This is a genomic window from Streptomyces sp. NPDC052773, assembly GCF_044547145.1.
In the GTDB taxonomy this organism is placed as follows: Bacteria; Actinomycetota; Actinomycetes; order Streptomycetales; family Streptomycetaceae; genus Streptomyces.
Map to the genome: position 1 here is coordinate 184,409 of NZ_JBITZX010000014.1, position 23,102 is coordinate 207,510.

19 protein-coding genes and 1 pseudogene are annotated in these 23,102 nt (G+C 70.8%); 13 read left to right on the forward strand and 7 right to left on the reverse strand.

Annotated elements, in window-relative coordinates:
* Nucleotides 1-309: 309 nt before the first annotated feature.
* Nucleotides 310-993, reverse strand: coding sequence for a ScbR family autoregulator-binding transcription factor (locus tag ACIG0D_RS27775; RefSeq protein ID WP_365766289.1), 684 nt, complete (start codon nucleotides 991-993; stop codon nucleotides 310-312).
* A 551-nt stretch (nucleotides 994-1,544) separates the two neighbouring features.
* Between ACIG0D_RS27775 and ACIG0D_RS27780 the strand changes: the two genes are divergently transcribed.
* Both ACIG0D_RS27780 and ACIG0D_RS27785 read left to right on the forward strand, forming a co-directional pair.
* Nucleotides 1,545-3,461 carry an acyl-CoA dehydrogenase gene (locus tag ACIG0D_RS27780; RefSeq protein WP_399806066.1) on the forward strand — a complete coding sequence of 639 codons (1,917 nt, stop codon included), beginning with the start codon at nucleotides 1,545-1,547 and terminating at the stop codon, nucleotides 3,459-3,461.
* A 178-nt stretch (nucleotides 3,462-3,639) separates the two neighbouring features.
* A complete protein-coding gene (locus tag ACIG0D_RS27785; RefSeq protein ID WP_399806068.1) occupies nucleotides 3,640-5,295 on the forward strand; it encodes a cellulase family glycosylhydrolase in 1,656 nt (551 codons plus the stop codon).
* Nucleotides 5,296-5,344: 49 nt separating this feature from the next.
* Here ACIG0D_RS27785 and ACIG0D_RS27790 read toward each other — a convergent pair whose 3' ends face one another.
* Together ACIG0D_RS27790 and ACIG0D_RS27795 are read right to left on the reverse strand one after the other, a co-directional pair.
* Nucleotides 5,345-5,554, reverse strand: coding sequence for a DUF397 domain-containing protein (locus ACIG0D_RS27790; protein WP_399806070.1), 210 nt, complete (start codon nucleotides 5,552-5,554; stop codon nucleotides 5,345-5,347).
* The gene (locus tag ACIG0D_RS27795; RefSeq protein ID WP_399806072.1) at nucleotides 5,536-6,378 is read right to left on the reverse strand and encodes a helix-turn-helix domain-containing protein; all 843 of its coding nucleotides are present in this window, start codon (nucleotides 6,376-6,378) and stop codon (nucleotides 5,536-5,538) included. Before ACIG0D_RS27795 ends, ACIG0D_RS27790 begins: the two co-directional genes overlap by 19 nt.
* A gap of 182 nt (nucleotides 6,379-6,560) precedes the next feature.
* Here ACIG0D_RS27795 and ACIG0D_RS27800 point away from each other — a divergent pair, with 182 nt between their 5' ends.
* Together ACIG0D_RS27800 and ACIG0D_RS27805 are read left to right on the forward strand one after the other, a co-directional pair.
* Nucleotides 6,561-6,761 carry a hypothetical protein gene (locus ACIG0D_RS27800; RefSeq protein WP_399806074.1) on the forward strand — a complete coding sequence of 67 codons (201 nt, stop codon included), beginning with the start codon at nucleotides 6,561-6,563 and terminating at the stop codon, nucleotides 6,759-6,761.
* Nucleotides 6,762-6,820: 59 nt separating this feature from the next.
* A complete protein-coding gene (locus tag ACIG0D_RS27805; RefSeq protein WP_399806105.1) occupies nucleotides 6,821-7,003 on the forward strand; it encodes a hypothetical protein in 183 nt (60 codons plus the stop codon).
* Between the two features lie 47 nt (nucleotides 7,004-7,050).
* Here the strand turns inward: ACIG0D_RS27805 and ACIG0D_RS27810 are convergent, their stop codons facing one another.
* Nucleotides 7,051-7,896 carry an RNA polymerase sigma factor SigF gene (locus tag ACIG0D_RS27810; RefSeq protein WP_399806076.1) on the reverse strand — a complete coding sequence of 282 codons (846 nt, stop codon included), beginning with the start codon at nucleotides 7,894-7,896 and terminating at the stop codon, nucleotides 7,051-7,053.
* A gap of 178 nt (nucleotides 7,897-8,074) precedes the next feature.
* Here ACIG0D_RS27810 and ACIG0D_RS27815 point away from each other — a divergent pair, with 178 nt between their 5' ends.
* From ACIG0D_RS27815 to ACIG0D_RS27825, 3 genes are all read left to right on the forward strand, one after another.
* Entirely contained in the window at nucleotides 8,075-8,245 is a 171-nt protein-coding gene (locus ACIG0D_RS27815) for a hydrophobic protein (protein WP_365766296.1), read from the forward strand.
* Nucleotides 8,246-8,429: 184 nt separating this feature from the next.
* Nucleotides 8,430-9,233 (forward strand): alpha/beta fold hydrolase, encoded by an 804-nt coding sequence (locus ACIG0D_RS27820; protein ID WP_399806078.1) that lies wholly within the window; start codon nucleotides 8,430-8,432, stop codon nucleotides 9,231-9,233.
* 173 nt (nucleotides 9,234-9,406) lie between these two features.
* The gene (locus tag ACIG0D_RS27825) at nucleotides 9,407-9,751 is read left to right on the forward strand and encodes an STAS domain-containing protein (protein ID WP_399806080.1); all 345 of its coding nucleotides are present in this window, start codon (nucleotides 9,407-9,409) and stop codon (nucleotides 9,749-9,751) included.
* A 47-nt stretch (nucleotides 9,752-9,798) separates the two neighbouring features.
* On the opposite strand, the gene ACIG0D_RS27830 is transcribed toward ACIG0D_RS27825, so the two are convergent.
* Entirely contained in the window at nucleotides 9,799-11,184 is a 1,386-nt protein-coding gene (locus ACIG0D_RS27830; RefSeq protein WP_399806082.1) for a GH1 family beta-glucosidase, read from the reverse strand.
* Between the two features lie 197 nt (nucleotides 11,185-11,381).
* Between ACIG0D_RS27830 and ACIG0D_RS27835 the strand changes: the two are divergent.
* The 3 genes and pseudogenes from ACIG0D_RS27835 to ACIG0D_RS27845 all read left to right on the forward strand — a co-directional run.
* Nucleotides 11,382-12,338, forward strand: a pseudogene (locus ACIG0D_RS27835) (ROK family protein); the annotation flags it as partial.
* Between the two features lie 605 nt (nucleotides 12,339-12,943).
* Complete coding sequence (gene manA, locus ACIG0D_RS27840; RefSeq protein ID WP_399806084.1) at nucleotides 12,944-14,140, forward strand: mannose-6-phosphate isomerase, class I; 1,197 nt, start codon at nucleotides 12,944-12,946, stop codon at nucleotides 14,138-14,140.
* A 359-nt stretch (nucleotides 14,141-14,499) separates the two neighbouring features.
* A complete protein-coding gene (locus tag ACIG0D_RS27845) occupies nucleotides 14,500-15,864 on the forward strand; it encodes a cellulase family glycosylhydrolase (protein ID WP_399806086.1) in 1,365 nt (454 codons plus the stop codon).
* A 60-nt stretch (nucleotides 15,865-15,924) separates the two neighbouring features.
* Here ACIG0D_RS27845 and ACIG0D_RS27850 read toward each other — a convergent pair whose 3' ends face one another.
* Entirely contained in the window at nucleotides 15,925-16,965 is a 1,041-nt protein-coding gene (locus ACIG0D_RS27850; protein WP_399806088.1) for a LacI family DNA-binding transcriptional regulator, read from the reverse strand.
* On the reverse strand, nucleotides 16,962-19,379 hold the full coding sequence (locus ACIG0D_RS27855; RefSeq protein WP_399806090.1) for a glycoside hydrolase family 2 protein: 2,418 nt from the start codon (nucleotides 19,377-19,379) through the stop codon (nucleotides 16,962-16,964). Before ACIG0D_RS27855 ends, ACIG0D_RS27850 begins: the two co-directional genes overlap by 4 nt.
* Nucleotides 19,380-19,648: 269 nt before the next feature.
* Between ACIG0D_RS27855 and ACIG0D_RS27860 the strand changes: the two genes are divergently transcribed.
* The 3 genes from ACIG0D_RS27860 to ACIG0D_RS27870 all read left to right on the forward strand — a co-directional run bounded on the left by ACIG0D_RS27860 (nucleotide 19,649) and on the right by ACIG0D_RS27870 (nucleotide 22,899).
* On the forward strand, nucleotides 19,649-20,968 hold the full coding sequence (locus ACIG0D_RS27860; RefSeq protein ID WP_399806092.1) for an ABC transporter substrate-binding protein: 1,320 nt from the start codon (nucleotides 19,649-19,651) through the stop codon (nucleotides 20,966-20,968).
* A gap of 132 nt (nucleotides 20,969-21,100) precedes the next feature.
* Nucleotides 21,101-22,057 (forward strand): sugar ABC transporter permease, encoded by a 957-nt coding sequence (locus ACIG0D_RS27865; protein ID WP_365765252.1) that lies wholly within the window; start codon nucleotides 21,101-21,103, stop codon nucleotides 22,055-22,057.
* Entirely contained in the window at nucleotides 22,054-22,899 is an 846-nt protein-coding gene (locus tag ACIG0D_RS27870) for a carbohydrate ABC transporter permease (RefSeq protein WP_399806095.1), read from the forward strand. The genes ACIG0D_RS27865 and ACIG0D_RS27870 overlap by 4 nt, the downstream gene beginning before the upstream one ends.
* The last annotated feature ends 203 nt before the right edge of the window (nucleotides 22,900-23,102 follow it).

Here is a 23,102-nt window from a genome sequence, read left to right on the forward strand (position 1 = left end):
GCCCTTCACACAGCCCCTCACCAGCGCGGACCGCCCCTCCGGCGGCCCTCGCTCGCTCAGCCCCCGGTCCGGACGGACGGACCCCCGCTCGCGCAGGCCGGTGTCCGGCCGGTGCTCGCGTGGGTCGTCGTCCTCGCTGGCCCGTAGTTCTACCGGGTGACCGCCGGTTCGGACAGCGTTTCCGCCAGATCGGGTTGGAGGGAAAGGAGTTGTACGCACCGGCGGCGCGCCAGGAGCGCACGCGCGGCACCGGTCGCCGCACCTCGGGCGGGCGCCCCTTTGCGCCACGCCCTCCCCCGCCTCGCTACGTCACGCGCTCGCCGCGGCCGGCTGCTGCTGGTCGCGGAGCCGTAGCGCCTCCGCGTAGACCCGCTCCGCGCGGTCCGGGGCGAAGTCCAGCCGGACGAGGACGCCCGGAACGGCGATGGCGGTAATGAGGTTGCGCATCAGGTCCGTCACCCGCTCCACCATGTCCGCGTGCCCGGTCATGATCTTGGAGAGCACCTGCACACCGGTGAAACTGCTGGTGAACAACGTGGCCGTGGAGGCCACATCGACATGCGGCAGCAGCTCGCCGGCCGCCTTGGCCTGGGCCAGGACGTCCATGTTGTGGTTGATCCAGCCCTGCATGGGCACCCTGCGGTCCAGTCCGTCCTGCGGGGAGCCCTGGTCCACGGTGAGACGGATGCTGCCGCGCACCATGGGATCACCGAGGCGCAGCAGATGGGCGAGGAGCAGCGCCTCGTCCATGCTCTGCTGGAGGTACAACTCCTGCGGGGGAACCGGAGGCAGCGCGGACACCTGCCCGGCCAGCACCTCCTGGGCGAGTTCCTCCTTGGAGGAGAAGTGGAAGTACAGCGCTCCCTTGGTCACGCCGCACTTCTTCAGGACCTCCGAGATGGTCGCCGCTTCATAGCCGACCTCGTCGAACAGCTCCGCCGCCGCCATGACGATCTTCTGGCGCGTACGGATGGCCCGCTCCTGCTGTGCCACTGCATCCCTCCGTCACCTCTCGACCCAAGAAGAGACCGAGTGGTTTGTATTCCTATAGCCCGCATGGAGTGATGAGTCGGCGCCCGGCCGCACAACCCCCGTCGCAGGAGACCGGGCGCGCGAAACCGGTCAATTCACACGTCCGACCGGAACAATAAAACCACCCAGCCGGTTTTGCAAGGTCTTGAAAACAAACCGATTGGTCCGTAGTTTTTGGGTCAGCGCCGCCACAACACACACCTTCTGGCTTGGCACTCACTGGGGGACAGTCGATGTTTCAGCAGGTTGAAGCACCGTTCAGAGGCAACGCCGGCGAATCAGACCGCGCGGACGGTTCTATTCCGCATCTCAGCACCACCACCGCATCCGCACCCGCACCCGCTGCGGCTCCGGAAGCAACCAGCACCCCGCCCGCCGAAGCGATCGCGGCCACCGCAGCCGCCGGGGGCACCACAGCCCACGCGGGCACCACAGCCGACGCGGACACCGGGGGGACCGCAGGCACCGCAGCCACAAGCACCGCACCCACCACAACCATCGCAGGCAACGCCGTGGACGAGCTCAGCCATCTGCTCTTCGAGGGGGACGAGCGCGATCGCGTACACGGCCGCTGGCGCGCCCTGGTCGCGGGCGAGGAGTTCGCCTACCGCCCGGACCTGACGCCCCGCGAGCGCGCCGAACTCTCGTACCGGCGGCTCCGCTTGGTCAACAGCGCGATACCGTCCGCCGAGGCGCTCACCTACGACGCCCGCCGGCTCGCCGCGCTGCACGAGTGGACCGGCTTCGTCGACGGCGGCCTGTGCACGCTGGCGAGCATCCACTACAACCTCTTCCTCGGCAGCCTGCTCGACCACGACGGCTACCGCCGCGATCTGTCACCGTACGCGGCCATGCGGCGCACCGGGGTCTTCCTGTGCACCGAGCTGGAGCACGGCAACGACGTCGCGAACCTCCGGACGGTGGCCCGCTACGACCGCGAGACCGGCGGTTTCGTCCTGCACACGCCGACCGTGGGCGCGCAGAAGTTCATGCCCAACACCAGCCTCACCGGCGGCCCGAAGAGCGCGGTGGTCGCCGCCCGGCTGCTGGTCGACGACGAGGACCAGGGCATCTTCCTCTTCCTCACCCCGCTCAGCGACGACAAGGGTCACCTCCCCGGCGTTCGGGTCCGCCGACTGCCCGAACGCACGGGAACCCCGGTCGATCACTGCCTGACCTCCTTCGACCACGTCCGGCTGCCGCGCGAGGCCATGCTGGAGGCCGCCCACGGCCGGCTGGACGAGGACGGGAAGCTCACCAGCTCCCTCGGCAACCGCCGCAAGCGGTTCCTGCGGTCCGTCGGCCGCGTCACCGTGGGCAAGCTCTGCATGAGCGCCGGCACCCTGGGCATGGCCCGCGCGGCCCTCACCATCGCCGTGCGCTACGCCCACCACCGGCACATCGGCGGCCCCAAGGCCGGCCAGCGCATCCCGCTGACCGCGCACCGCAGCCACCACGCCCGGCTGCTGCGCTCGCTGTCGACGGCGTACGCCATGACCTTCCTCCAGCGGACGATGGTCGACCGCTGGACGGCCCTCGACGAGTGCGACCGCGAGCAGCGCGAGGAGACCGAGCGGCTGATCGCCATCGCCAAGGGCTGGATCACCTGGCAGGCCCGGGACATCACCATCGAGTGCCGGGAGCGGTGCGGGGCGCAAGGCCTGTTCCCGCACAACAATCTGGCGGACCTTCAGCTGAACGTGGAGGGCGGTATCACCGCCGAGGGCGACAACCTGGTGATCTGGGTGAAGGCCGCCTCCGAGATGGTCTTCGGCCATGAGTCGGGGCCGTCGGGCCCGTCGGGTCCCGGGCAGCCGGTGCCGCCCGCGGGACGGGACCTCGCCGACCTCGGCTTCCTGCGGGACCTGCTCGCCTCCGCCGAGCGGATCTGGCAGACCCGCGCCCGAGAGGCCCTGCGCGGCGGACCGGCGGGTGACCCGATCGGCCGCTGGAACGTCACTTCAGGCGCCGCCCTGGAGATGGTCTCCGCGCACGCCCGGCTCCAGGCGGCGGACGCCCTGCTGGCCGCCGTGGGCAAGGCGCGCAACGCCCGCGCCCGCTTCCTGCTGGAGAACGTCTCGCGCCTGTTCCTCCTGGAGCAGCTCAGCCGGCACACCGGCGATCTGCTGGCCGCCGGGCTGATGACGCCGGAGCAGGTGGTGTCCCTGCACGACACCGCCGACGGGGTCGTCGCCGATCTGGCGCCCCATCTGATGACCCTGGTCGACGCCTTCGACCTGCCGGAGGAGTTCCTGTCCCGGGTCCCGATCGCGGGTCCCGACTACGTCGGCCACTACGAGCCCGCCCCCGAGCCGGTACGCCTCTCCCGCGACCCCGCCGCCCCCGACCCGGCCCTCGAGTGCGAGGTCGCGTCCGTACTGGAGTCCGCGCTGGAGCCGGGCGTCCTGCCCGAGCCGACCCTCGCCTGATCCACCCCTCCGCTCCACGAGGCCGCACCCACCCGGGTGCGGCCTCGTTCCGCCCCCGCCCCTTGACGTGTCCCTGGCGCAATGGCTTCATGGGAGCGTCATGGGAGCGCTCCCACACCCTTTCGCTCCGCTCTCTCCACCCACCCGCAGGTTTCTTGGCTCATTCCCTGGAGTCGCAGTGAGAACGACAAGAAGCGCCGTACTGACCACCCTGACCGCCTTGGCCACGCTCCTCGGCCTGCTCACCCTCGCCCCGGCCGCCGCCCACGCGCAGTCCCCGCCCGACACCCCCGGCGCCGCCGCCACCGGCCTGCACATAGCGGGCGGCCGTCTCCTCGAAGGCAACGGCAACGACTTCGTGATGCGCGGCGTCAACCACGCCCACACCTGGTACCCGGGCGAGACCCAGTCGCTGGCCGACATCAAGAAGCTGGGCGCCAACACCGTCCGGGTCGTGCTCTCCGACGGCCACCGCTGGACCCGCAACAGCCCCGAGGACGTCGCGGCCGTCGTCGACGACTGCAAGGCCAACCGCCTGATCTGCGTCCTGGAGGTGCACGACACCACCGGCTACGGCGAGGAGGCCGCCGCCGGCACCCTCGACCACGCCGCGGACTACTGGATCAGCCTGAAGGACGTCCTGGCCGGCGAGGAGAACTACGTCATCGTCAACATCGGCAACGAGCCCTGGGGCAACACCAACCCGCAGGGCTGGACCGAGCCGACGATCGCCGCGGTCAAGAAGCTGCGCGCCGCCGGATTCCAGCACACGATCATGGTGGACGCGCCGAACTGGGGCCAGGACTGGCAGGGCGTCATGCGCGCCAACGCCCAGTCCGTCCACGCCGCCGACCCCACCGGCAACCTGATCTTCTCGATCCACATGTACAGCGTCTACGACACGGCGCAGGAGATCACCGACTACCTGAACACCTTCGTGAGCGCCGAACTCCCCATCGTCATCGGTGAGTTCGGCGGACCGCCCGACCAGTGGGGCGACCCCGACGAGGACACGATGATGGCCGCCGCCGAGCGGCTCGACCTCGGCTACCTGGCCTGGTCCTGGAGCGGCAACACCGATCCCATCCTCGACCTGGCCATCGACTTCGACCCGGCGCGGCTCAGCTCCTGGGGCCAGCGCATCTTCCACGGCGCCAACGGCATCGCCCAGACCTCCCGCGAGGCCACGATCTTCGGCGGCACCGCCCCCGACACCCAGGCCCCGACCGCGCCGGGCACCCCCACCGCCTCCGCCGTCTCTCCCACCTCGGTCACCCTGACCTGGCCCGCCGCCTCCGACAACGTTGCCGTCACCGGCTACGACGTGGTCCGCGTCAACGGCACCACCGAGACGGCAGCCGCGTCCACCACCACCAACCGCGTCACCGTCTCCTCCCTGACCCCGGACACGTCGTACACCTTCGCGGTCTACGCCAAGGACGCGGCCGGCAACCGCTCGGCCCGCTCCGCGACGGTCACCGTCACCACCGAGAAGGACAACGGCACCCCCGGCACCGGCTGCGCGGTCGGCTACCGCGTGACCAACCAGTGGCCCGGCGGCTTCCAGGGCGAGATCACCCTCCGCAACACCGGCACCGCCCCCATCAGCGGCTGGACCCTGGCCTTCTCCTTCGCCGACGGCCAGACCATCACCAACATGTGGGGCGGCACCCCGACCCAGACCGGTTCCGCGGTGAAGGTCGCCGCCGCGTCCTACACGGCCACGATCCCCGCCAACGGCTCCGTCACCGTCGGCTTCACCGGCAACCGGGGTACGACGAACACCGCTCCGACGAGCTTCACCCTCAACGGCACGACCTGCGCAACGAGCTGACGCCACCGGCCGACCGGCGGGGACGAGGGTTCCCGCCGGTCGCCCGGGGTCAGGGCCTCAACTCGCCGCGCTGAAGGGCGGACACGAAGGAGCGCCACCCGGTGGCGGGAAATATGATCACGGGCCCGGCGATGTGCTTGCTGTCTCGCACCGGGACGAGGGCATCGAAGTCGTCGGAGACCTCAAGGCACGCGCCGCCGTCCGGATTGCTGTAGCTGCTCTTGCGCCACGTCACGGCACTCAAGTCGATGGGTCGCACGGCGCTTCCTCCAACATGCGCAGGATGTATTTTTGCGACTCGGCCGGGGACAGGGCCTTGTCGCGCACTCCATCGTAGGCACGCTGCAAGCGCTCGATCCGAGCGTATTCCTCGACGAGTTCGCCGCCTTGAGCGTTCTCCGTGTAGGCCACGGGACGGCCGTCGGGCAGCCTCAGGAACCACACGTCAGTCGCCACCAAGCCGTGAAGTCCCGCGCTCTGCGGCAGCACCTGGACCGTCACGTTTTCTCGCTCCGTCATCGCCGCCACGTGCGACAACTGCGCGCGCCACTCCCCCTCGTCCTGCAACGGTGTCCTCAGGACCGCCTCTGCGAGGATCGTCCGAAACGGCGGCGCGTCCTCCCCCTCCAGCAGTTCCCGGCGCCCCATCCGCGCCTTCACCTGCTGCTCCAGCTCCGCGCCCTTGATGCCGCCCGCGGTCAGCACCTCCCGCGCGTACTCCGGCGTCTGCAACAGCCCCGGCAGCACGCTGACCGCGAAGTGCCACAGGCTGACCGCCTCGGCCTCCAGCGCCATATAGCGCCGGTAGCGCTCGCGGAACTGGGTGTGATCACCGGCCGCCAGCTCCCAGAGGGCCAACAGCAGGCCCGGCGTGCCGTAGTGCTGGTCGAGGGCCTGGACGACCTCCGGACTACCCAGTGTCTCCCCCTTCTCCATCTTCCCGAACAGCGACCAGTCCCAGCCCAGCCGCTCGCCGAGCTGCCGCAGGCTCTCCCCGCGCTGGGCCCGCAACGTGCGTAACTCCTCGGCGAACCGTTGGCGTGGTTCCTGACTGCGTCCTGTGACGAGGCGTCGTTGCGGCAAGGTGACTCCCTCGAGTGCTTGTGGAAGTTGTGGAACGTGCAGGACCCGGCGGGGAACCGCACCGCGTCCACGGCACGGCCGGGCCCGGCCCGGAGGCATGGTCGTAACACCTCGACTACGCACGGTAATTCACCGGACGTGGACCCGGAGGCCGATCGACCACAAAAAGGGAAGGAAGGCCCATGCCGACCTCGAAGTCCCAGGAAGCCCTCGCCGCCCGCGACGCGCTCGCCGCCGCCCTGACCGCCGCCGGTATCCAGCTCCCGGCGATGGACGTCCGCACCCACGCCGCCGCCGGATACGCGCTCATTCACCTCGGCGTCTGCTCGGCTCCCGTGGCCCGCGCGCTCGCCGCCGTCATCGCGCGGGGTTCCGCTCGGTGAGCGTCACGCCACCCGGCACCGCCGTCCGGGACACCGTCCGCGACCGCGTCGGGGTGGTCATGGGTCACGAGGGACCGTATCTCCAGCTCCGCCCCCTGTCGGGCGGCCGGGAATGGGACGCGGACCCGGACCACGTCCGTCCGCTCACCCCGGCGGAACTGCTCCACGCCCGTCTCGCCGAGACGAACGCGCGCAGCCGCATCGGCCTCGGCGTCAAGCAGTCAGGACCTTCGGCCCGCTGACCCGCGCCCCACCGGCGCTGCCGTCCGACTGCCGGTTCCGCGGACGGTCAGGCGGTACTCGTCATGCCTTCGCGCAGACGGCCCAGGAGTCGCTTGATCAGCCGGGACACCTGCATCTGGGAGACTCCCAGGCGTCCGCCGATCTCGGCCTGGGACAGCTCCTCCACGAAGCGCCAGTGGATGATCTTGCGGTCGCGTTCGTCCAGTTCGGCGATCAGCGGAGCGAGCGCGTGGAAGTCCTCGACCAGTTCCAGAGCGGCGTCCTCGTTGCCTATGAAGTCCTGCAACGCGGCCTCGCCGTCCTCGCTGCCGCTGATCGCCGCATCGAGGGAGGCCGAGTTGTAGCCGTTGGAGGCCAGTTGAGCCTCGACCACCTCGTTCTCGGGGAGGGACATCAGCTCGGACAGTTCCCTGGTGGTCGGCGTGCGGCCCAGTCGGCTGCGCAGTTCCTCGTTGGCGCGGGCGAGTTCGACGCGGGCTTCCTGCAACCGGCGCGGCACATGGACGGCCCAGGAGGTGTCACGGAAGAACCGCTTGATCTCTCCGACGATGTAGGGCACGGCGAAGGAGGTGAACTCCACCCCGCGGGACAGCTCGAACCGGTCGATCGCCTTGATCAGTCCGATCATGCCGACCTGGACGATGTCCTCCATCTCCTCCGCGCCACGGCTGCGGAACCGGCCGGCCGCGTAGCGGACGAGGGACATGTTCATCTCGATCAGCGTGTTGCGCGCGTGCTGGTACTCCGGCGTGCCCTCCTCCAGCACCGCCAGCCGATCGAAGAACACCTTCGACAGCTCCCGGGCGTCCTTCGGCGCGACCGTGGTCGGGTCCGCGATCTCCGGAACGTCCACCGTCCTCTCGGCAGTCCGCTCGGCCGTCGTCGCGGTCATCAGGTCCCTCCCAGTCGCTCGGTGTCGCCGCCGCCGGTCCGGCGTTCGGCAAGCAGGCGCATACCCCCAGCGCCGATCCGCATTCCTCTCGTGTCCACTGACCTGCGAAAGCAAGGTCCCGATCAGTGCATGAGCGGGGAATCGGAGGGCACACGGACGGCCAGGAGGTCGATTGACAATGGTTCCCCTTCTTCTCGTTCTGCTTCTGGCCGTGCTCCTCTTCGGCGCCGGCTTCGCCGTCAAGATTCTCTGGTGGGTTGCCCTCGCCGTCCTGGTGCTGTGGCTTCTCGGCTTCGTCATGCGCTCCACCAGCGCCGACGGCGGACGCGGTCGCTGGTATCGATGGTGATCTGACCCGCGGACATCGCTTTTCCTGCGTGGGCCCTGCCGAACACGGCCGGGCCCACGCGGGCATGCCGGACGTTCGGGCGGGACAGGCCCGCACGGGGGAGCCCGCACGACCTCCCGCCACCTCCCCGCCCTGGCCCGCCCCTCGACAGCGGTATTGCCCGGGTGCCTGCGACACTGGCTGCATGGATGTCGTCCGCAGGAACAACGTCACCGTCACCGGCAACCCCCAGGGGCGCACGGTGGTGCTGGCCCATGGTTTCGGCTGTGACCAGAACATGTGGCGGCTGACGGTCCCTGCGCTGGTCCGGGACCACCGGGTGGTGCTGTTCGACTACGTCGGCTCGGGCCGCTCCGACTCGTCCGAGTTCTCGGAGGACCGGTACGCGTCCCTGAGCGGCTACGCCAGGGACGCGGTGGAGGTGTGTGAAGCGCTCGACCTGCGCGACGCGGTCTTCGTGGGGCATTCGGTCAGCGCGATGATCGGCGTGCTGGCCGCCGGCATGGCTCCGGAGCGGATCGGCGCACTGGTGATGGTGGCGCCGTCTCCGCGGTACATCGACAGCGACGGCTACCGGGGTGGCTTCAGCGCCGAGGACATCGACGAGCTGCTCGAGTCGCTGGAGGCGAACTATCTCGGCTGGTCGGCGGCGATGGCACCGCTGATCATGGGCAACCCCGAACGACCGGAACTCGGCGACGAGCTCAAGAACAGCTTCTGCGCCACCGACCCGGACATGGCCCGCGTCTTCGCGCGGACCACCTTCCTGTCGGACTCGCGGGACGACCTGAAGGGCGTGTGTGTCCCGACGCTGGTGCTGGAGTGCACGCAGGACGTCATCGCTCCCCGAGAGGTCGGCGCCTTCGTCCACCAGGCGATCGCCGGCTCCACGCTGGTCACGCTCGATGCCACCGGGCACTGCCCCCACCTGTCCGCACCCGAGGCCACCAACCGGGCGATCACGGAGTTCCTGGCGGCCCTGCGATGATGTGCCGCGAACAGCGGCCCGACCCGCACGACACCGGCGACCCCGCGCGCCGTCATCCGGGCTTTCACCGAGCTGCTGGACAGCTTCGGCGACGGCCTCGACGACGACACCGCCCTGCTGGCCCTGGGCGTCCCCGCCGACCTCCCCACCGGCCCTGCGACGAGAACACCAGAATGAGCCCACTGAAGATCACTGCCCGAGACGCCCTGACCGGTCCCGTTCTGAAGATCATCGGCGACCTGGACTACAGCACCGCGCCCGAGCTGCGCGCCCAGCTCTCCGTCCTCGCCCTCCAGCCGGGCCAACGCCTCGTCCTGGACCTGGCCGACATGGTGTTCTGCGATTCGAGCGGCATCACCGCTCTGATCGCCGCACGCAACCACGCCCAGGCGGTCCAGGCCGACGTGGCCCTCGCCGCGGTGCCGCCCCACACCCTGCGCGTGCTGGGCATCGTGGGCCTCGACCAGATCTTCCCGCTGTATCCCGACAGCGAGACCGCCACCGCCGGCCGTTCCTGACCACATGACCGGCGGGCGTCAGGGTGCTGCCGGTCGCGTACGACGGCTCAGCCGCCGCCGGTGACGGTGGCGACGAAGTCCCGGTACCAGCGGTAGCTGTCCTTGGGGATACGGCGCTGGGTGGCGTAGTCCACGTACACGAGACCGAACCGCTTCCCGTACCCGTACGCCCACTCGAAGTTGTCGAGGAGCGACCAGACGTAGTAGCCGCGTACGTCGACACCGTCGGCGATCGCGGCTGCCACGGCCCGGAGGTGGCCGTCCAGGTAGGAGATCCGGTCGGGGTCGTGGACGGCTCCGTCGGGCGCCGGTACGTCGTCCTCGGCGGAGCCGTTCTCCGTGATGTGGACCGGCGGCAGCGCGTCCCCGTAGCGCTCGCGCAGGCCGGTGAGCAGGTCGCGCAGGCTGTGCGGGACGACCGGCCAGCCCATGGCCGTGTGCCTGGCCTCCGGGATGCCCACCCCCTCGAAGCGGTTGTCGTCCGCCGTGCGCGAGCGCGGGTCGGGGTCCCGGTAGGGCGCGTTCCGGACGACCGACGGGGTGTAGTAGTTGAGGCCGAGGAAGTCCAGCGGCGCGGCGATGACGTCGAGGTCGCCGGGCCGGCGGAAGGACTGATGGCGTATCAGGTCCTCCCAGGTGTCGTCCTCGCCGTCCGCGTAGCGCGCCTTGAGCAGCGGCTCGGTCCACATCAGGTTGCGCTGGGTCTCGGCGCGCAGCGCCGCGGCCACGTCCTCGGGGGCGTTCGTGGCGGGGGTGACGTGGTCGAGGTTGAGCGTGATCCCGACCTCGCGGGCGCCCGCCTCGCGCAGCACCGGTACGGCCAGTCCGTGGCCGAGGAGCAGGTGGTGGGCGGTGGCGAGGGCCGGTGTCCCCTCGCGGGCGCCCGGGGCGTGCTGCCCGCCCGCGTAGCCCAGGAAGGCGCTGCACCACGGCTCGTTGAGGGTGATCCACCGGGGCACCCGGTCGGCCAGTGCCTCGGCGACCAGTCGCGCGTAGTCGGCGAACCGGTGGGCGGTGTCGCGGTCACGCCAGCCGCCGCGCTCCTCCAGGGCTTGCGGCAGGTCCCAGTGGTAGAGCGTCACGGCGGGTTCGATGCCGGCGTCGAGGAGGCCGTCGACCAGGCGCTCGTAGAAGTCGAGTCCCGCCGCGTTGGCCGGTCCGGAGCCGGTGGGCTGCACCCGGGGCCAGCCGACGGAGAACCGGTAGGAGCGCACGCCGAGTTCCTTCAGCAGGGCGATGTCCTCGCGGTAGCGGTGGTAGTGGTCGCACGCCACGTCACCGGTGTCGCCCCCGAGGACCGCGCCGGGGCGCCGTGCGAACGTGTCCCAGATGGAGGGGCCCCGGCCGTCCTCGTGGACCGCGCCCTCGATCTGGAAGGCGGCGGTGGCCGCCCCGAAGACGAACCCGGGCGGGAAGGAAGGAAAGTCACTCACAGCCAAAGATCCTCGACACCTAAACCGGTTCTGTACAGCTCTCGTGCGCTCTGGGCTCTCACTTACTCGTTTATTTGACTAAACCTAGAGCTAAACTCGCAGTCCAGCTAGACAACGTTGTCAGGACTCGGCAGAGTTCCGTCCTCGAGGGCCGAGCCGCGCGGCTCGCCCGCCGTTCGCATGGAAGGACCGACGTGATGGTCGTGTACGGAGCGCTGGACATCGGTGGCACGAAGATCGCCGGAGCACTGGTGGATCCGCGCGGTCGGCTGCTCGCCCGGGCGGAGCGGCCGACACCCGCCCGTGAGCCGGCCGAGGTGCTGATGGGCGCCGTGACGGCCGTACTGGACGAGCTGTCCGGCCACTCCGCCTGGCAGGACCTCGCGCGCCTGGGCGTGGCGAGCGCGGGGCCGGTGGACCGGGCCGCCGGGACGGTGAGCCCCGTCAACATCCCCGGCTGGCGCGGCTTTCCGCTGGTCGAACGGGTCCGCTCGCATCCTCGGGTGCCCGCCCACGCGGATCCCGTACTGGTCGGGGACGCCGTCGCCATGACAGCGGCCGAGCACTGGCTGGGCGCCGCGCGCGGGGTGGACAGCGCGCTGTGCATGGTGGTCTCCACCGGCATCGGCGGCGGACTGGTCCTCGGCGGACGCCTGCACGCCGGGCGCACGGGGAACGCGGGCCACATCGGGCACATCTCCGTCGACCTCGACGGGTCCGCGTGCCCGTGCGGTGCGCGGGGCTGTGTGGAGGGACTGGCGAGCGGCACGGCGATCGCCGCGCGCGCCCTGGCGGCGGGCTGGACCCCGCCCCCGGGCGTCGCCGCCACCGCGGCGGGTGTCGCCGCCGCGGCCCGGTCCGGCGACCCCGTCGCCCGGGCCGTGTACGACCGTGCCGCGCAGGCCCTGGCGGCCTCGATCGCCGCGACGGCCGCTCTGGTCGAACTCGACCTCGTCGTGATCGGCGGAGGCGTGGCACAGGCCGGCGACACCCTGTTCGCCCCCTTGCGCCGCCACCTCGCCGACTACGCCGTCCTCGACTTCGCCCGCGACCTCCCGGTCGTCCCGGCCGCCCTCGCCTTGAACGCCGGGCTGATCGGCGCGGCGGCGGTGGCGGCGGGCGGCGCGGGCGCCGCGGCGGAATCGGCGGCCGGGGCGGCGGCGCGGTCGGTGACCGGAACGGTGGCGGGCCCAGGGGCCGGAACGACGGAGGACCCGGCGGCCGGAGCGACGCAGACGCAGAGCGTGGCCGCGTCGGCTCCGAGCGCGGGGAGGCCGCGGGGAACGGCGGCCCTGCCCGCCGACGCCGCACCACCGGCCGTACCGCAGGCCTACGCCGACGGCAGCCAGGCGGCGCCCCGCGCCTCCACCCACACCACACCGGCCGCCCCTCAAGCCCCCGTCGGCGCCACACCGGCCGCTCCGCGCTCCCCCGCCCACACCACACCAGCCGCCGCGCAAACCCCCGTCGCCGCCACACCGGCCGCTCCGCGCGCCTCCACCCACACCACACCGGCCGCCGCTCAAGCCCCCGTCGGCGCCACACCGGCCGCTCCGCGCGCCTCCGCCGACGCCGCGCCGGCCGCTCCACAGAGCCCCGCCGACCACACCGTGCCCGGCCGCGGGACACCCGCCCCCTTCCTGCACGACCCCACCCCCAGGTGACGGCCGGCCACCGGCCCGACCACCGCGCCCCACACCACCCCCACCCCGCAGCCATACCCCCACACCAGGCGTCCGCCCGAAAGGAACCACCTCACATGGACCGCCTCATCAACTCCATCCGCCCCTACCCCTGGGGCTCCCGCACCGCGTTGCCCGCTCTGCTGGGTACCGTCCCGGACGGCTCGCCGCAGGCGGAGTTGTGGATGGGGGCGCATCCGGGGGCTCCCTCCCGGGTGGAGCGCGACGGGTACCTCCGCGGGCTGGACCAGGTCATCGAGAAGGATCCGCGGGGCGAGCTGGGCGACGCGGTCGTGCGTCGCTTCGGGCCGCGGCTGCCCTTCCTCGTCAAACTGCTGGCGGCCGACGCCCCGTTGTCCCTCCAGGTGCACCCGGACCCGGCCCAGGCGTCCGCCGGATACGCGCGGGAGAACGCCCAGGGCATCCCCCTGGACGCCCCGCACCGCACCTACCGGGACCCCCAGCACAAGCCGGAGATGATCGTCGCCCTCACCCCGTTCGAGGGCCTGTGCGGATTCCGGCCGACGCACGAGAGCGCCGATCTGCTGGCCGCCCTGGACCTGGACTGGACGGCCCCGTACATCGCCGCGCTCCGCTCGGACCCGGCGGAACCGGCGCTGCGGGAGGTCTTCTCCGCGTTCCTCTCCCTCTCCCCGCGCCGACTGGCCGAGTTCGGGGACGCGTTGGCGCCGGCCGCCGCGCAAGACGGCCCGCTCCGGGAGGAGTTCGCGGTGTACGACGGGCTCGCCCGGGCCTACCCGGCTGACCCCGGCGTCCCGGCCGCCCTGCTGGTGCGGCACGTCCGGCTGGCGCCCGGCGAGGCCCTGTTCCTCGGAGCGGGCGTACCCCACGCCTATCTGCGGGGACTGGGCGTGGAGATCATGGCCGCCTCCGACAACGTGCTGCGCTGCGGGCTGACGAGCAAGCACGTGGACGTGCCCGAGCTGCTGCGCGTCGTCCGCTTCGCCGCCCTCCCGTCCCCGGTGGTGCGCCCGGAGCGCGCGGAGGACGGCGAAGAGGTGTACCCGGCGCCCGTCGAGGACTTCCGGCTGTCCCGTCTCGTACGGCAGGCGGGGGACGGCGCCCGCGTCCTGCCCGGCTCGCGCCCGCAGATCCTGCTGTGCACCGAGGGCACCATCAGGCTCACCTCCGACGGCGCCGAAGTCACCCTCGCGCCGGGTGAGTCCGCGTACGCGCCGGCCGGCGAGAACGTCACCGTCTCCGGTGCCGGAACCCTCTTCCGGGCCACCACCGCACCGGAGCACGACAACTGAACCACCACTAAACTTAACCGGTTTCGCGCAAACTGTTGTCCGTGCGGACGTCTTCGCTCTAGCCTCTCTGCCAGCCGCCGATCGAACGGCGAATCCTCGCCGCCCCTTTCGACGCGAGGACGTCGGCAACCGTTCTTCGCCGGCGGTGAACAGGCGTCCCGCTGCCCGGTGTGAGCCGCTTTTCGAAACCCGGGCAGCGGGATATCCCACCGGCTCAGAACTCTGCCTTTCCCGGTCCGCCGGCGCCCCACGCCGGGCCGGACCGGACGAGCCGGACACAACCCCACACACCTCGGCCGTGCCGCGCCGCCCGGGCCTGCCCGGAGACCGGCCGCACGAGCCATCACCTCGGGAGCAGCATGAGGAAGAAACTGGCCACCGCGGCGGGAGCGTTGCTGGCCTTCGCCTCCGCGGTCCTGGCCGCACCGTCCACCGCACAGGCCGAGCCGCACAGCGGGGCGCGGACGGCGGCACAGGCCGCACCGGGCTTCCGCGTCGCCGACGGACGGCTGCTGGACGCGAGCGGCCGGGACTTCGTCCTGCGCGGCGTCAACCACGCCCACGCCTGGTACCCCACCAGGACCGCGCAGGCCCTGAAGGACATCAAGGCGCTGGGCGCCAACTCGGTGCGCGTGGTGCTCGCCACCGGCGACCGCTGGGCCAAGAACGACACCGCCGACGTCGCGGCCGTCGTCGCGCAGTGCAAGCAGAACCGGCTCGTCTGCGTCCTGGAGGCGCACGACACGACCGGCTACGGCGAGCAGGAGGGAGCCGTCTCCCTCTCCCGCGCCGTCGACTACTGGATCAGCGTCAGGGACGCGGTCAGGGGCCAGGAGAAGTACGTCATCCTGAACATCGGCAACGAGCCGCACGGCAACGGCACGTCCGGAGTGACGCCGTGGACCGCCGACACGAAGAACGCGATCGGCCGTATGCGCGCGGCCGGATTCGAGCACACCCTCATGGTCGACGCCCCCAACTGGGGCCAGGACTGGTCTTTCACCATGCGTGACCACGCGGCGGAGGTATTCGCCGCGGATCCCGCGAAGAACACGGTGTTCTCCGTCCACATGTACGGCGTATTCAACACCGCCGACAAGGTGAGGGATTACCTCAACCGGTTCACCTCCCAGCGTCTTCCCATCGTCGTCGGGGAATTCGGCGACATGCACTCGGACGGCGATCCGCACGAGGACGCCATCATGTCCACCGCGCGGCAGCTGGGGGTCGGCTACCTCGGCTGGTCGTGGAGCGGCAACGGCGGCGGTGTCGAGTACCTGGACATGGCCACGGGCTTCGACGCCACACGCCTCACCGCCTGGGGGCGGCGCATCTTCACCGGCGCCGACGGCATCCAGCAGACGGCCAAGGAGGCCGGTGTCTTCGACGGCGGCGCCCCGGCCACCGGCAGCTGCGCGGTCGACTACCGCCTCAGCGACTGGGGCAACTGGTTCAACGCCGACGTGACCATCCGCAACACCGGCACGACCGCCGTCAAGGGCTGGCAGCTCGCGTTCGCCTTCCCCGGCGACCAGAAGCTGAGCCGGACGTGGAACGCCAAGGCCGTCCAGCAGGGCAGCGAGGTACGGGCGGCCAACGAGTCCTGGACGGAGACCATCCCGGCCGGCGGCTCGGTGAGCTTCGGCTTCAACGGCTCGTCCACCGGCACCAACGGCGTCCCGGCCGCCTTCACCCTCAACGGCACCGCCTGCGCCAAGAGCTGAGGAACCGTCGTACGGCACACAGGAGGGCCGCGTCCGCACCGGACGCGGCCCTTCTCCGGGTCACGGGGTCTGCGTGCCCGGTGCGGGTGCGGTGGAGCCGCGCGGGATCAGCGACGGCGTCGGCGCCTGATGACCGACCGTGTCCGAGCCGTTGATCACGTCGAAGAGCACCCGCGCCACCTCGGCGCCGAAGTGGTGCACGTCGTGGCTCATCGCCGACATCGCCGGGTGGGTGATCTGGCACAGCTGGGAGTCGTCCCAGGCCAGCAGCGACAGATCGTCGGGGACGGTGAAGCCCATCTCCGCCGCGACGCCCGCCCCGGCGACCGCCATGATGTCGTTGTCGTAGACGATCGCGGTGGGCCGCTCGGCGGTGAGCAGCAGGCTGCGGGTGGCCCGGGCGCCCTCCTTCTCGTCGAAGCCGGTCGCGATCTGCCGTGCCTCCTCCAGGCCCAGCTCCCGGGTGGTGGCGGTGAAGGCGCGGGCCCGGATGGCGCTGTGCCCGAGGTCGGCGGGGCCGCCCACGCGGGCGATGCGCCGATGGCCGAGGGCCGCCAGGTAGCGGACGGCCTCGGCGACCGCGGACGCGTCGTCCGTCCACACGGCGGGGAACGGCCCGGTCAGGGAGGGGTGGCCCACGGCGACCGCGGGCATGCCGAGCGGCGGCAGCGAGGACAGCCGGGGATCGTCCTCGCGGAAGTCCACCAGGATCGCCCCGGCGATCATCCGGCCGCGCCACCACTCCTTGTAGACCGCGGCCTCCTCGTCGAGATCGCGCACCAGGCGCAGCAGCAGCGAGCAGGACCGTTCCGCGAGGACGCTCTCGATGCCGGAGATGAAGTCCATGTAGAACGGCTCCAGGCCGAGCAGCCGGGCGGGCCGGCACAGGGCCAGCCCGATGATGTCGACCCGCTGGCTGGACAGGCTGCGGGCGGTGGCGCTCGGGGCCCAGCCCAGCTCGCGGGCCGCCGCGAAGATGCGCTCCCGGGTGGCCTCGGAGACGCCCGGCTTGTGGTTGAAGGCGAGCGACACCGCTCCCTTGGACACCCCGGCCCTGGCCGCGACGTCCTTGATGGTGACGCGCTCCGCGGAGGCGCTCACACCGGTTCCACACAGAACAGCGCGGCCGTGACGGCGTCGGCGGTGACGGTGTCGCAGCCCCGCACCCGGATGCGTGCCCGCTCGCCGGGCAGCAGGGTCAGCGGTCCGCGGTCGCAGGCGGCGGCCGGTCCGAGCCGGTCGGGCTGGAGCAGGAGGTCTCGCACGAGAGTATGGGCACTCACCACGATGTCGACTCTATCCCCCTGTCCGGGCACCGGTTCCAGGGTGACGTCGTAGCGGGGCCGCGGGTAGGCGAAGTCCTTGTCGGGGACGGGGAAGTGCAGGGCGCGCAGACCGTCGTCCTCCCCCGGTGCGGTGGCGTCGGCGACCAGGAACTCCCGCGCGGAGCGCGGGTCCGGCAGCAGCTTCTCGGGGACGGTGATCCTGGCGACGGCACGCGGGTCCGCGGCGACGTCAAGGACGCTCTCCGCGACGGTCGTTCCGTCCGCCCGCAGCCGCCGTAGCGTCACCGGCGTCCGCCAGGGATCGGCGGACTGGTTGACGGCGGCGAGCACGAGGCCGTCGTCGTCGGGCTGGAGGGTCAGCAGCCGGTCGGCGTAGACGCGGCGCAGCTCGTGGTAGAGCGGCTTGAGGTGGCCGTCGCCGTCGATGGCGGCCCAGGAGGTCACCGGCCAGCAGTCGTTGAGCTGCCAGACGACGGTGCCCGCGCACACCGGCCAGTGCGAGCGCCAGTGCTCGATCCCGGCCGCGACCGCCCGGGCCTGCACCAGCTGGGTCAGGTAGTGCCAGCGGTCGAAGTCGCCGGCGGGCGGGTCGAAGTGGCGGGCGATGCCGCGGTTCAGCTTGCCGTTGCCGTCCTCGGCCTTCTGGTGGTGGAGCATGCCCGGGGAGTCGGGGGCGAGTTCCTCGCCGGGCAGCGCGCGGCGCAGCGTGGCGAGCGCGGGCGGTGCCTGCCAGCCGAACTCGGCGACGAACCGGGGCACGCTCGCCCGGTACTCGGCGTAGTCCTCCCGGTTCCACACCTCCCAGGAGTGGTGGGTGCCGTGCGCCGGGTCGTTGGGGTGGTGGTCCCAGGATCCGGACCAGGGGCTGCCCGCGGTGTACGGCCGGGTCGGGTCCAGCTCGGCGACGATCCGCGGCAGCAGAGCGAGGTAGTAGCCCTCGCCCCAGGAGTCCCCGGCGAGCGGGCCCTCCCAGTCCCAGTCGCGGAAGCCCCACAGGTTCTCGTTGTTGCCGTTCCACAGCACCAGTGAGGGGTGCGGCATCAGCCGGACAACGTTGTCGCGAGCCTCCGCCTCCACCTCGCCGCGCAGCGGCGGCTCCTCCGGGTAGGCGGCGCAGGCGAAGAGGAAGTCCTGCCAGACCATGAGCCCGAGTTCGTCGCAGGCGTCGTAGAAGGCGTCGTCCTCGTAGATGCCGCCGCCCCAGACGCGGACGAGGTCGACGTTCGCCTCGGCGGCCTGGGTGAGGCGGGTGCGGTAGCGCTCGGGGGTGATCCGGGACGGGAAGGCGTCGTCGGGGATCCAGTTGACGCCGCGGGCGAAGATCCGTACGCCGTTGACGACGAGGGTGAACCCGGTGCCGTGCTCGTCGGCGGAGCGGTCCAGCTCGACGGTGCGGAAGCCGATCCGCCGGTGCCAGGTGTCGAGCGGGCCGCTGTCGTCGGCGAGGGTGACCTCGAGGTCGTACAGGGGCTGGTCGCCGTGGCCGCGGGGCCACCACAGGCGCGCCTGCGGGACCTCCAGGCGCAGCACGGCCTCGTCGCCGGTCAGGACGGTCTCGGCGCGGGCGCCGGCCACCCGGGCCTCGGCGCGCAGCGTACGTCCCCGTCCCTGTGCGGTGCGTTCGATCTCCAGCCGTACCTCGACGCGGCCGGTGCCCTCGTCCACGGTGACCAGGGGGCGGACGTGGGCGATGCGGGCGGTGGACCAGTGCTCCAGCCGCACCGGCCGCCAGATGCCCGCGGTCACCAGGGTCGGCCCCCAGTCCCAGCCGAAGTTGCAGGCCATCTTGCGGATGTACTGCGAGGGCTCCGGGTAGACGTTGGGCCGCTCCCCCGTGACGGCGCGGACGGCCGCGGCCTCGTCGTACGCGGAGGCGAAGCGGACCTCCAGCCGCCCGGTCCGGCCCGTGACGTCGAACCGGTAGCGGCGGTGCATGTTGCGGGTGGTGCCGACGGGGCGGCCCCCGAGGGTGATGTACGCGGCCGTGTCCAGGCCGTCGAAGACCAGGTCGGTGCGCTCGTGTCCGCTGTCGTACCCGAGGTGGCGGACGTAGGTCCAGGCGCGGCGGCCCACCCAGGCGACGTCGGTCTCGTTGCGGTCCAGGAAGGGGTCGGGGATCACCCCGGCGGCCAGCAGATCGGTGTGGACGCAGCCGGGCACCGTGGCCTCCAGCACTTCGTCTCCATGGCGCAGGCTCCAGCCCTCGGTGAGCTGGGTGACGTCCTTCATCGTGCGGCTCCAATCGCCTGACTCAGGCAGGTGGACGGACAACGGCGGTCAACCTAACCCGCTGACGAGCCCCTGTCCATAAACCGGTCTAGCACTGAAGATCATTCAACAGACCCCGGTCTTCGCACGTGAAGCCCGCCCTCCTCCCGCACTCCGGTAACGATTAGGCATCGCGCTCGAAATCTGAGCTTTACCGGTTAACGCGGGACTGACATAGTGCCGACATCCCACCCGCAGAGCTGAGCCGCAATCCTGAAGGAGCTGGGCACATGGGGAAGAAGAAGACGCTCACGGGAGCGCTTCTGGCCACCGCGATCATGACCGTCGCGGGATGCAGTGGCCAGGGCGCGGCGTCCGGTGAGACGGCGAAGGCACCCGCCGACCCCGCCGACGCCTCGGGCACCATCAAGGTGCTGACCCACCGCACCGACCTCGTGCAGAACGGGACGATGGACCGGTACGCCGCCGAGTTCAACAAGGTCTACCCCGACGTGAAGGTGAAGTTCGAGGGACTCACCGACTACGAGGGTGAGGTCAAGATCCGGATGAACACCGACGACTACGGTGATGTCCTGATGATCCCGGCCGCCGTCGCCAAGAACGACTACCCGAAGTTCTTCGCCCCGCTGGGCGGCACCGGCGAGCTGGGCGACAAGTACCGCTTCAGCGACAAGGCCGAGGTCGGCGGCAAGATCTACGGCATCAGCACCTTCGGCACCGCCAACGGCTTCCTCTACAACAAGGCGGTCTGGAAGAAGGCCGGCATCACCGACTGGCCGGCCACGCCGCAGGAGTTCGTGGCCGACCTGAAGGCGATCGAGTCCAGGACGGACGCGCTGCCGTACTACACGAACTTCAAGGACGGCTGGCCGCTGACCGCCTGGAGCAACAACATCGGCTCGGTCACCTGCGACGCCAAGGCCAACGACAAGCTCGCCGGACCCGTGTCCCCGTGGAAGCGGGGCGGCGACCTGCACACGATCGACTCGCTGCTGTACGACATCGTCGAGGGCGGCCTGTCCGAGAAGGACCCCAACACCACGAACTGGGAAGCGTCCAAGGACATGATCGCCCGGGGCAAGGTGGCCACCATGCAGCTCGGCTCGTGGGCCATCACCCAGATGCGGGCCGCGGCCGAGAAGGCCGGCACCGACCCCGACGACATCGGGTTCATGCCCTTCCCGGCGCGCAAGGACGGCAAGTACTGCGCCGTCCTCGCCTCCGACTACCAGCAGGCGGTCAACATCCACTCCGACCACAAGACCGCCGCGCGGGCCTGGATCGACTGGTTCACCGAGAAGTCCGGCTTCTCCGCGAAGGAGGGCGCGGTCCCCGCACTGCGGTCGGCCCCCATGCCCGAGACCCTCGAAGACTTCGTTGACAACGATGTCACCTTCCTGGAGCGCTCCGAGGCCGAGACCGGCGCGGTGAACGCCATCGACAACGCGGCCGAGATCGGCCTCAACAAGCCGGACTACCGCCAGAAGCTCGTCGACACCGCGCGCGGCGCGCAGCAGGGCAGCCGCGAGGAGTTCTTCGCGGACCTCGACAAGCGGTGGAACGAGGCGGCCGGCACCGTCGGTTCCTGACCCCGGCGACCGGTTCCCGACCCCGGCGACTCCCCCGCCGGCTTCTCTCCCACCCACCGTCACCGGCCCCGCCCGGACCAGCGGACGGGGCCGACCGCCCGTCGCAGACCAGCGGACGATGAAAGGCCCGACATGACCGAGACGACCCACACGGCACCCGCGAAGGTGCCGCGCGCCGCCGCCCGGCCTCCAGGGAGGGCGCGCCGCCCCGCGCCACCGCGTGGCGGAACGCTCCGCCGCCTCACGCCGTGGCTCTTCCTCACCGTCCCCCTGGTCCTGCTGGTCACGTTCACCTACGTGCCCGTGGGCAACATGATCTACTACAGCTTCACCGACTGGGACGGCGTCAGCCCCGACCGCGACTTCACGGGCCTCGACAACTACCGGCAGATCTTCACCCGTCCCGAGCTGTTCCGGGTGTTCTTCGTCAGCTTCTTCTACCTCGCCGCCTCCGCCGTGCAGATCGCGATCGCGCTGTACTTCGCGACCGTGCTCAGCTTCGACCTGCGCTTCCGCAACCTGTTCAAGGGGATCCTGTTCTTCCCCTACCTGATCAACGGCGTCGCGATCGGCTTCGTGTTCCTGTACTTCTTCCAGGACGGCGGCACGCTCGACTCGGTGCTGTCGTGGTTCGGCGCCGGCACCGACCACGCCTGGCTCGGCGATCCCACCTCGGCGAACACCTCGCTGGCCGGGGTCTCCGTCTGGCGCTTCACCGGCCTGAACTTCGTGCTGTTCCTCGGCGCGATCCAGTCCATCCCGGCCGAGCTGTACGAGGCGGCCCAGCTGGACGGGGCCACGCGCTGGCAGCAGTTCCGGCACATCATCGCCCCGAGCATCCGCCCGGTGGTCAGCCTGAGCGTCATCCTGGCGATCTCCGGCTCCCTGGCGGTGTTCGAGATCCCGTACATCATGACCGGCGGCGCGACCGGCACGACGACCTTCGTCATCCAGACGGTCAAGCTCGCCTTCCAGTTCAACAAGACGGGCCTCGCGTCGGCCGCCGCCGTCGTCCTGCTGCTGATCATCCTGCTCATCACCTGGATCCAGCGCCGCCTCGTGCCCGACGAGAAGGTGGACCTCGTATGACCACGCCCGCGCCCGCACGGCGCCGCCGCCTCGCGCCCGCCCTGACGTACCTGTCCCTGATCCTCGCGTCGCTGATCGTCCTGCTGCCGCTCGTCGTCGTCTTCCTCACCTCGCTGAAGACGTCCGAGGAGGTGACCGACGGCGGCGCCCTGTCCCTGCCGGGCGACTGGCTCAACTTCGGCAACTACGCGACGGCGTTCACCGACGGCCGGATGCTGTCCGCGTTCGCCAACACCGGCTTCATCCTGCTGTTCTCCATCACCGGAACGGTCCTCATCGGCTCGATGACCGCGTACGCCATCGACCGCTTCGACTTCCGCGCGAAGAAGCCGGTCATGGCGCTGTTCCTGATCGCCACCCTGGTCCCCGGCGTCACCACCCAGGTCGCGACCTTCCAAGTGGTCAACAGCTTCGGCCTGTTCAACAGCCTCTGGGCGCCGATCCTGCTCTACATGGGCACGGACATCGTCTCGATCTACATCTTCCTGCAGTTCATCCGGGGCATCCCCGTCTCCCTCGACGAGGCGGCGCGCCTGGACGGGGCGAACTCCTTCACCATCTACTGGAAGATCATCCTGCCCCTGCTGAAGCCGGCCATCGCCACGGTCGTCATCATCAAGGGCATCACCGTCTACAACGACTTCTACATCCCCTTCCTCTACATGCCCTCCGAGGACCTGGGCACGATCTCCACCGCCCTGTTCCGCTTCAAGGGCCCCTTCGGAGCGCACTGGGAGAACATCTCGGCCGGCACCATCCTGGTGATCGTCCCGACGCTGCTCGTGTTCCTCTTCCTCCAGCGCTACATCTACAACGGGTTCGCGCAGGGGGCGACCAAGTGACACCGCCGGGCTCCCCGGCCCGCCCGCCCGGTCCCGCGCACGGGCGAGCCGGGGAGCAACGGCGACAACCTCACCGGGCACGTCATCGAGGAATGCGGCCACATCATCCCCTAGGTGTATTGATCACGAGCGTTGTTGACACTCGCAGGTCTTGATCATGGCGAAGACCTCCGGTGTGGTGGAGCTGTCTAGGACTGCACCAC

What these genes read in the sequence shown, in the direction of transcription:
- ACIG0D_RS27815 (WP_365766296.1), top strand. Translation starts at nt 8,075, where the DNA reads ATGGTTCCCCTTCTTCTCGTTCTGCTTCTGGCCGTGCTCCTCTTCGGC.
- ACIG0D_RS27870 (WP_399806095.1), top strand. Translation starts at nt 22,054, where the DNA reads ATGACCACGCCCGCGCCCGCACGGCGCCGCCGCCTCGCGCCCGCCCTG.
- ACIG0D_RS27800 (WP_399806074.1), top strand. Translation starts at nt 6,561, where the DNA reads ATGCCGACCTCGAAGTCCCAGGAAGCCCTCGCCGCCCGCGACGCGCTC.
- manA (WP_399806084.1), top strand. Translation starts at nt 12,944, where the DNA reads ATGGACCGCCTCATCAACTCCATCCGCCCCTACCCCTGGGGCTCCCGC.
- ACIG0D_RS27865 (WP_365765252.1), top strand. Translation starts at nt 21,101, where the DNA reads ATGACCGAGACGACCCACACGGCACCCGCGAAGGTGCCGCGCGCCGCC.
- ACIG0D_RS27825 (WP_399806080.1), top strand. Translation starts at nt 9,407, where the DNA reads ATGAGCCCACTGAAGATCACTGCCCGAGACGCCCTGACCGGTCCCGTT.
- ACIG0D_RS27820 (WP_399806078.1), top strand. Translation starts at nt 8,430, where the DNA reads ATGGATGTCGTCCGCAGGAACAACGTCACCGTCACCGGCAACCCCCAG.
- ACIG0D_RS27845 (WP_399806086.1), top strand. Translation starts at nt 14,500, where the DNA reads ATGAGGAAGAAACTGGCCACCGCGGCGGGAGCGTTGCTGGCCTTCGCC.
- ACIG0D_RS27810 (WP_399806076.1), bottom strand. Translation starts at nt 7,896, where the DNA reads ATGACCGCGACGACGGCCGAGCGGACTGCCGAGAGGACGGTGGACGTT.
- ACIG0D_RS27860 (WP_399806092.1), top strand. Translation starts at nt 19,649, where the DNA reads ATGGGGAAGAAGAAGACGCTCACGGGAGCGCTTCTGGCCACCGCGATC.
- ACIG0D_RS27805 (WP_399806105.1), top strand. Translation starts at nt 6,821, where the DNA reads ATGGGTCACGAGGGACCGTATCTCCAGCTCCGCCCCCTGTCGGGCGGC.
- ACIG0D_RS27855 (WP_399806090.1), bottom strand. Translation starts at nt 19,379, where the DNA reads ATGAAGGACGTCACCCAGCTCACCGAGGGCTGGAGCCTGCGCCATGGA.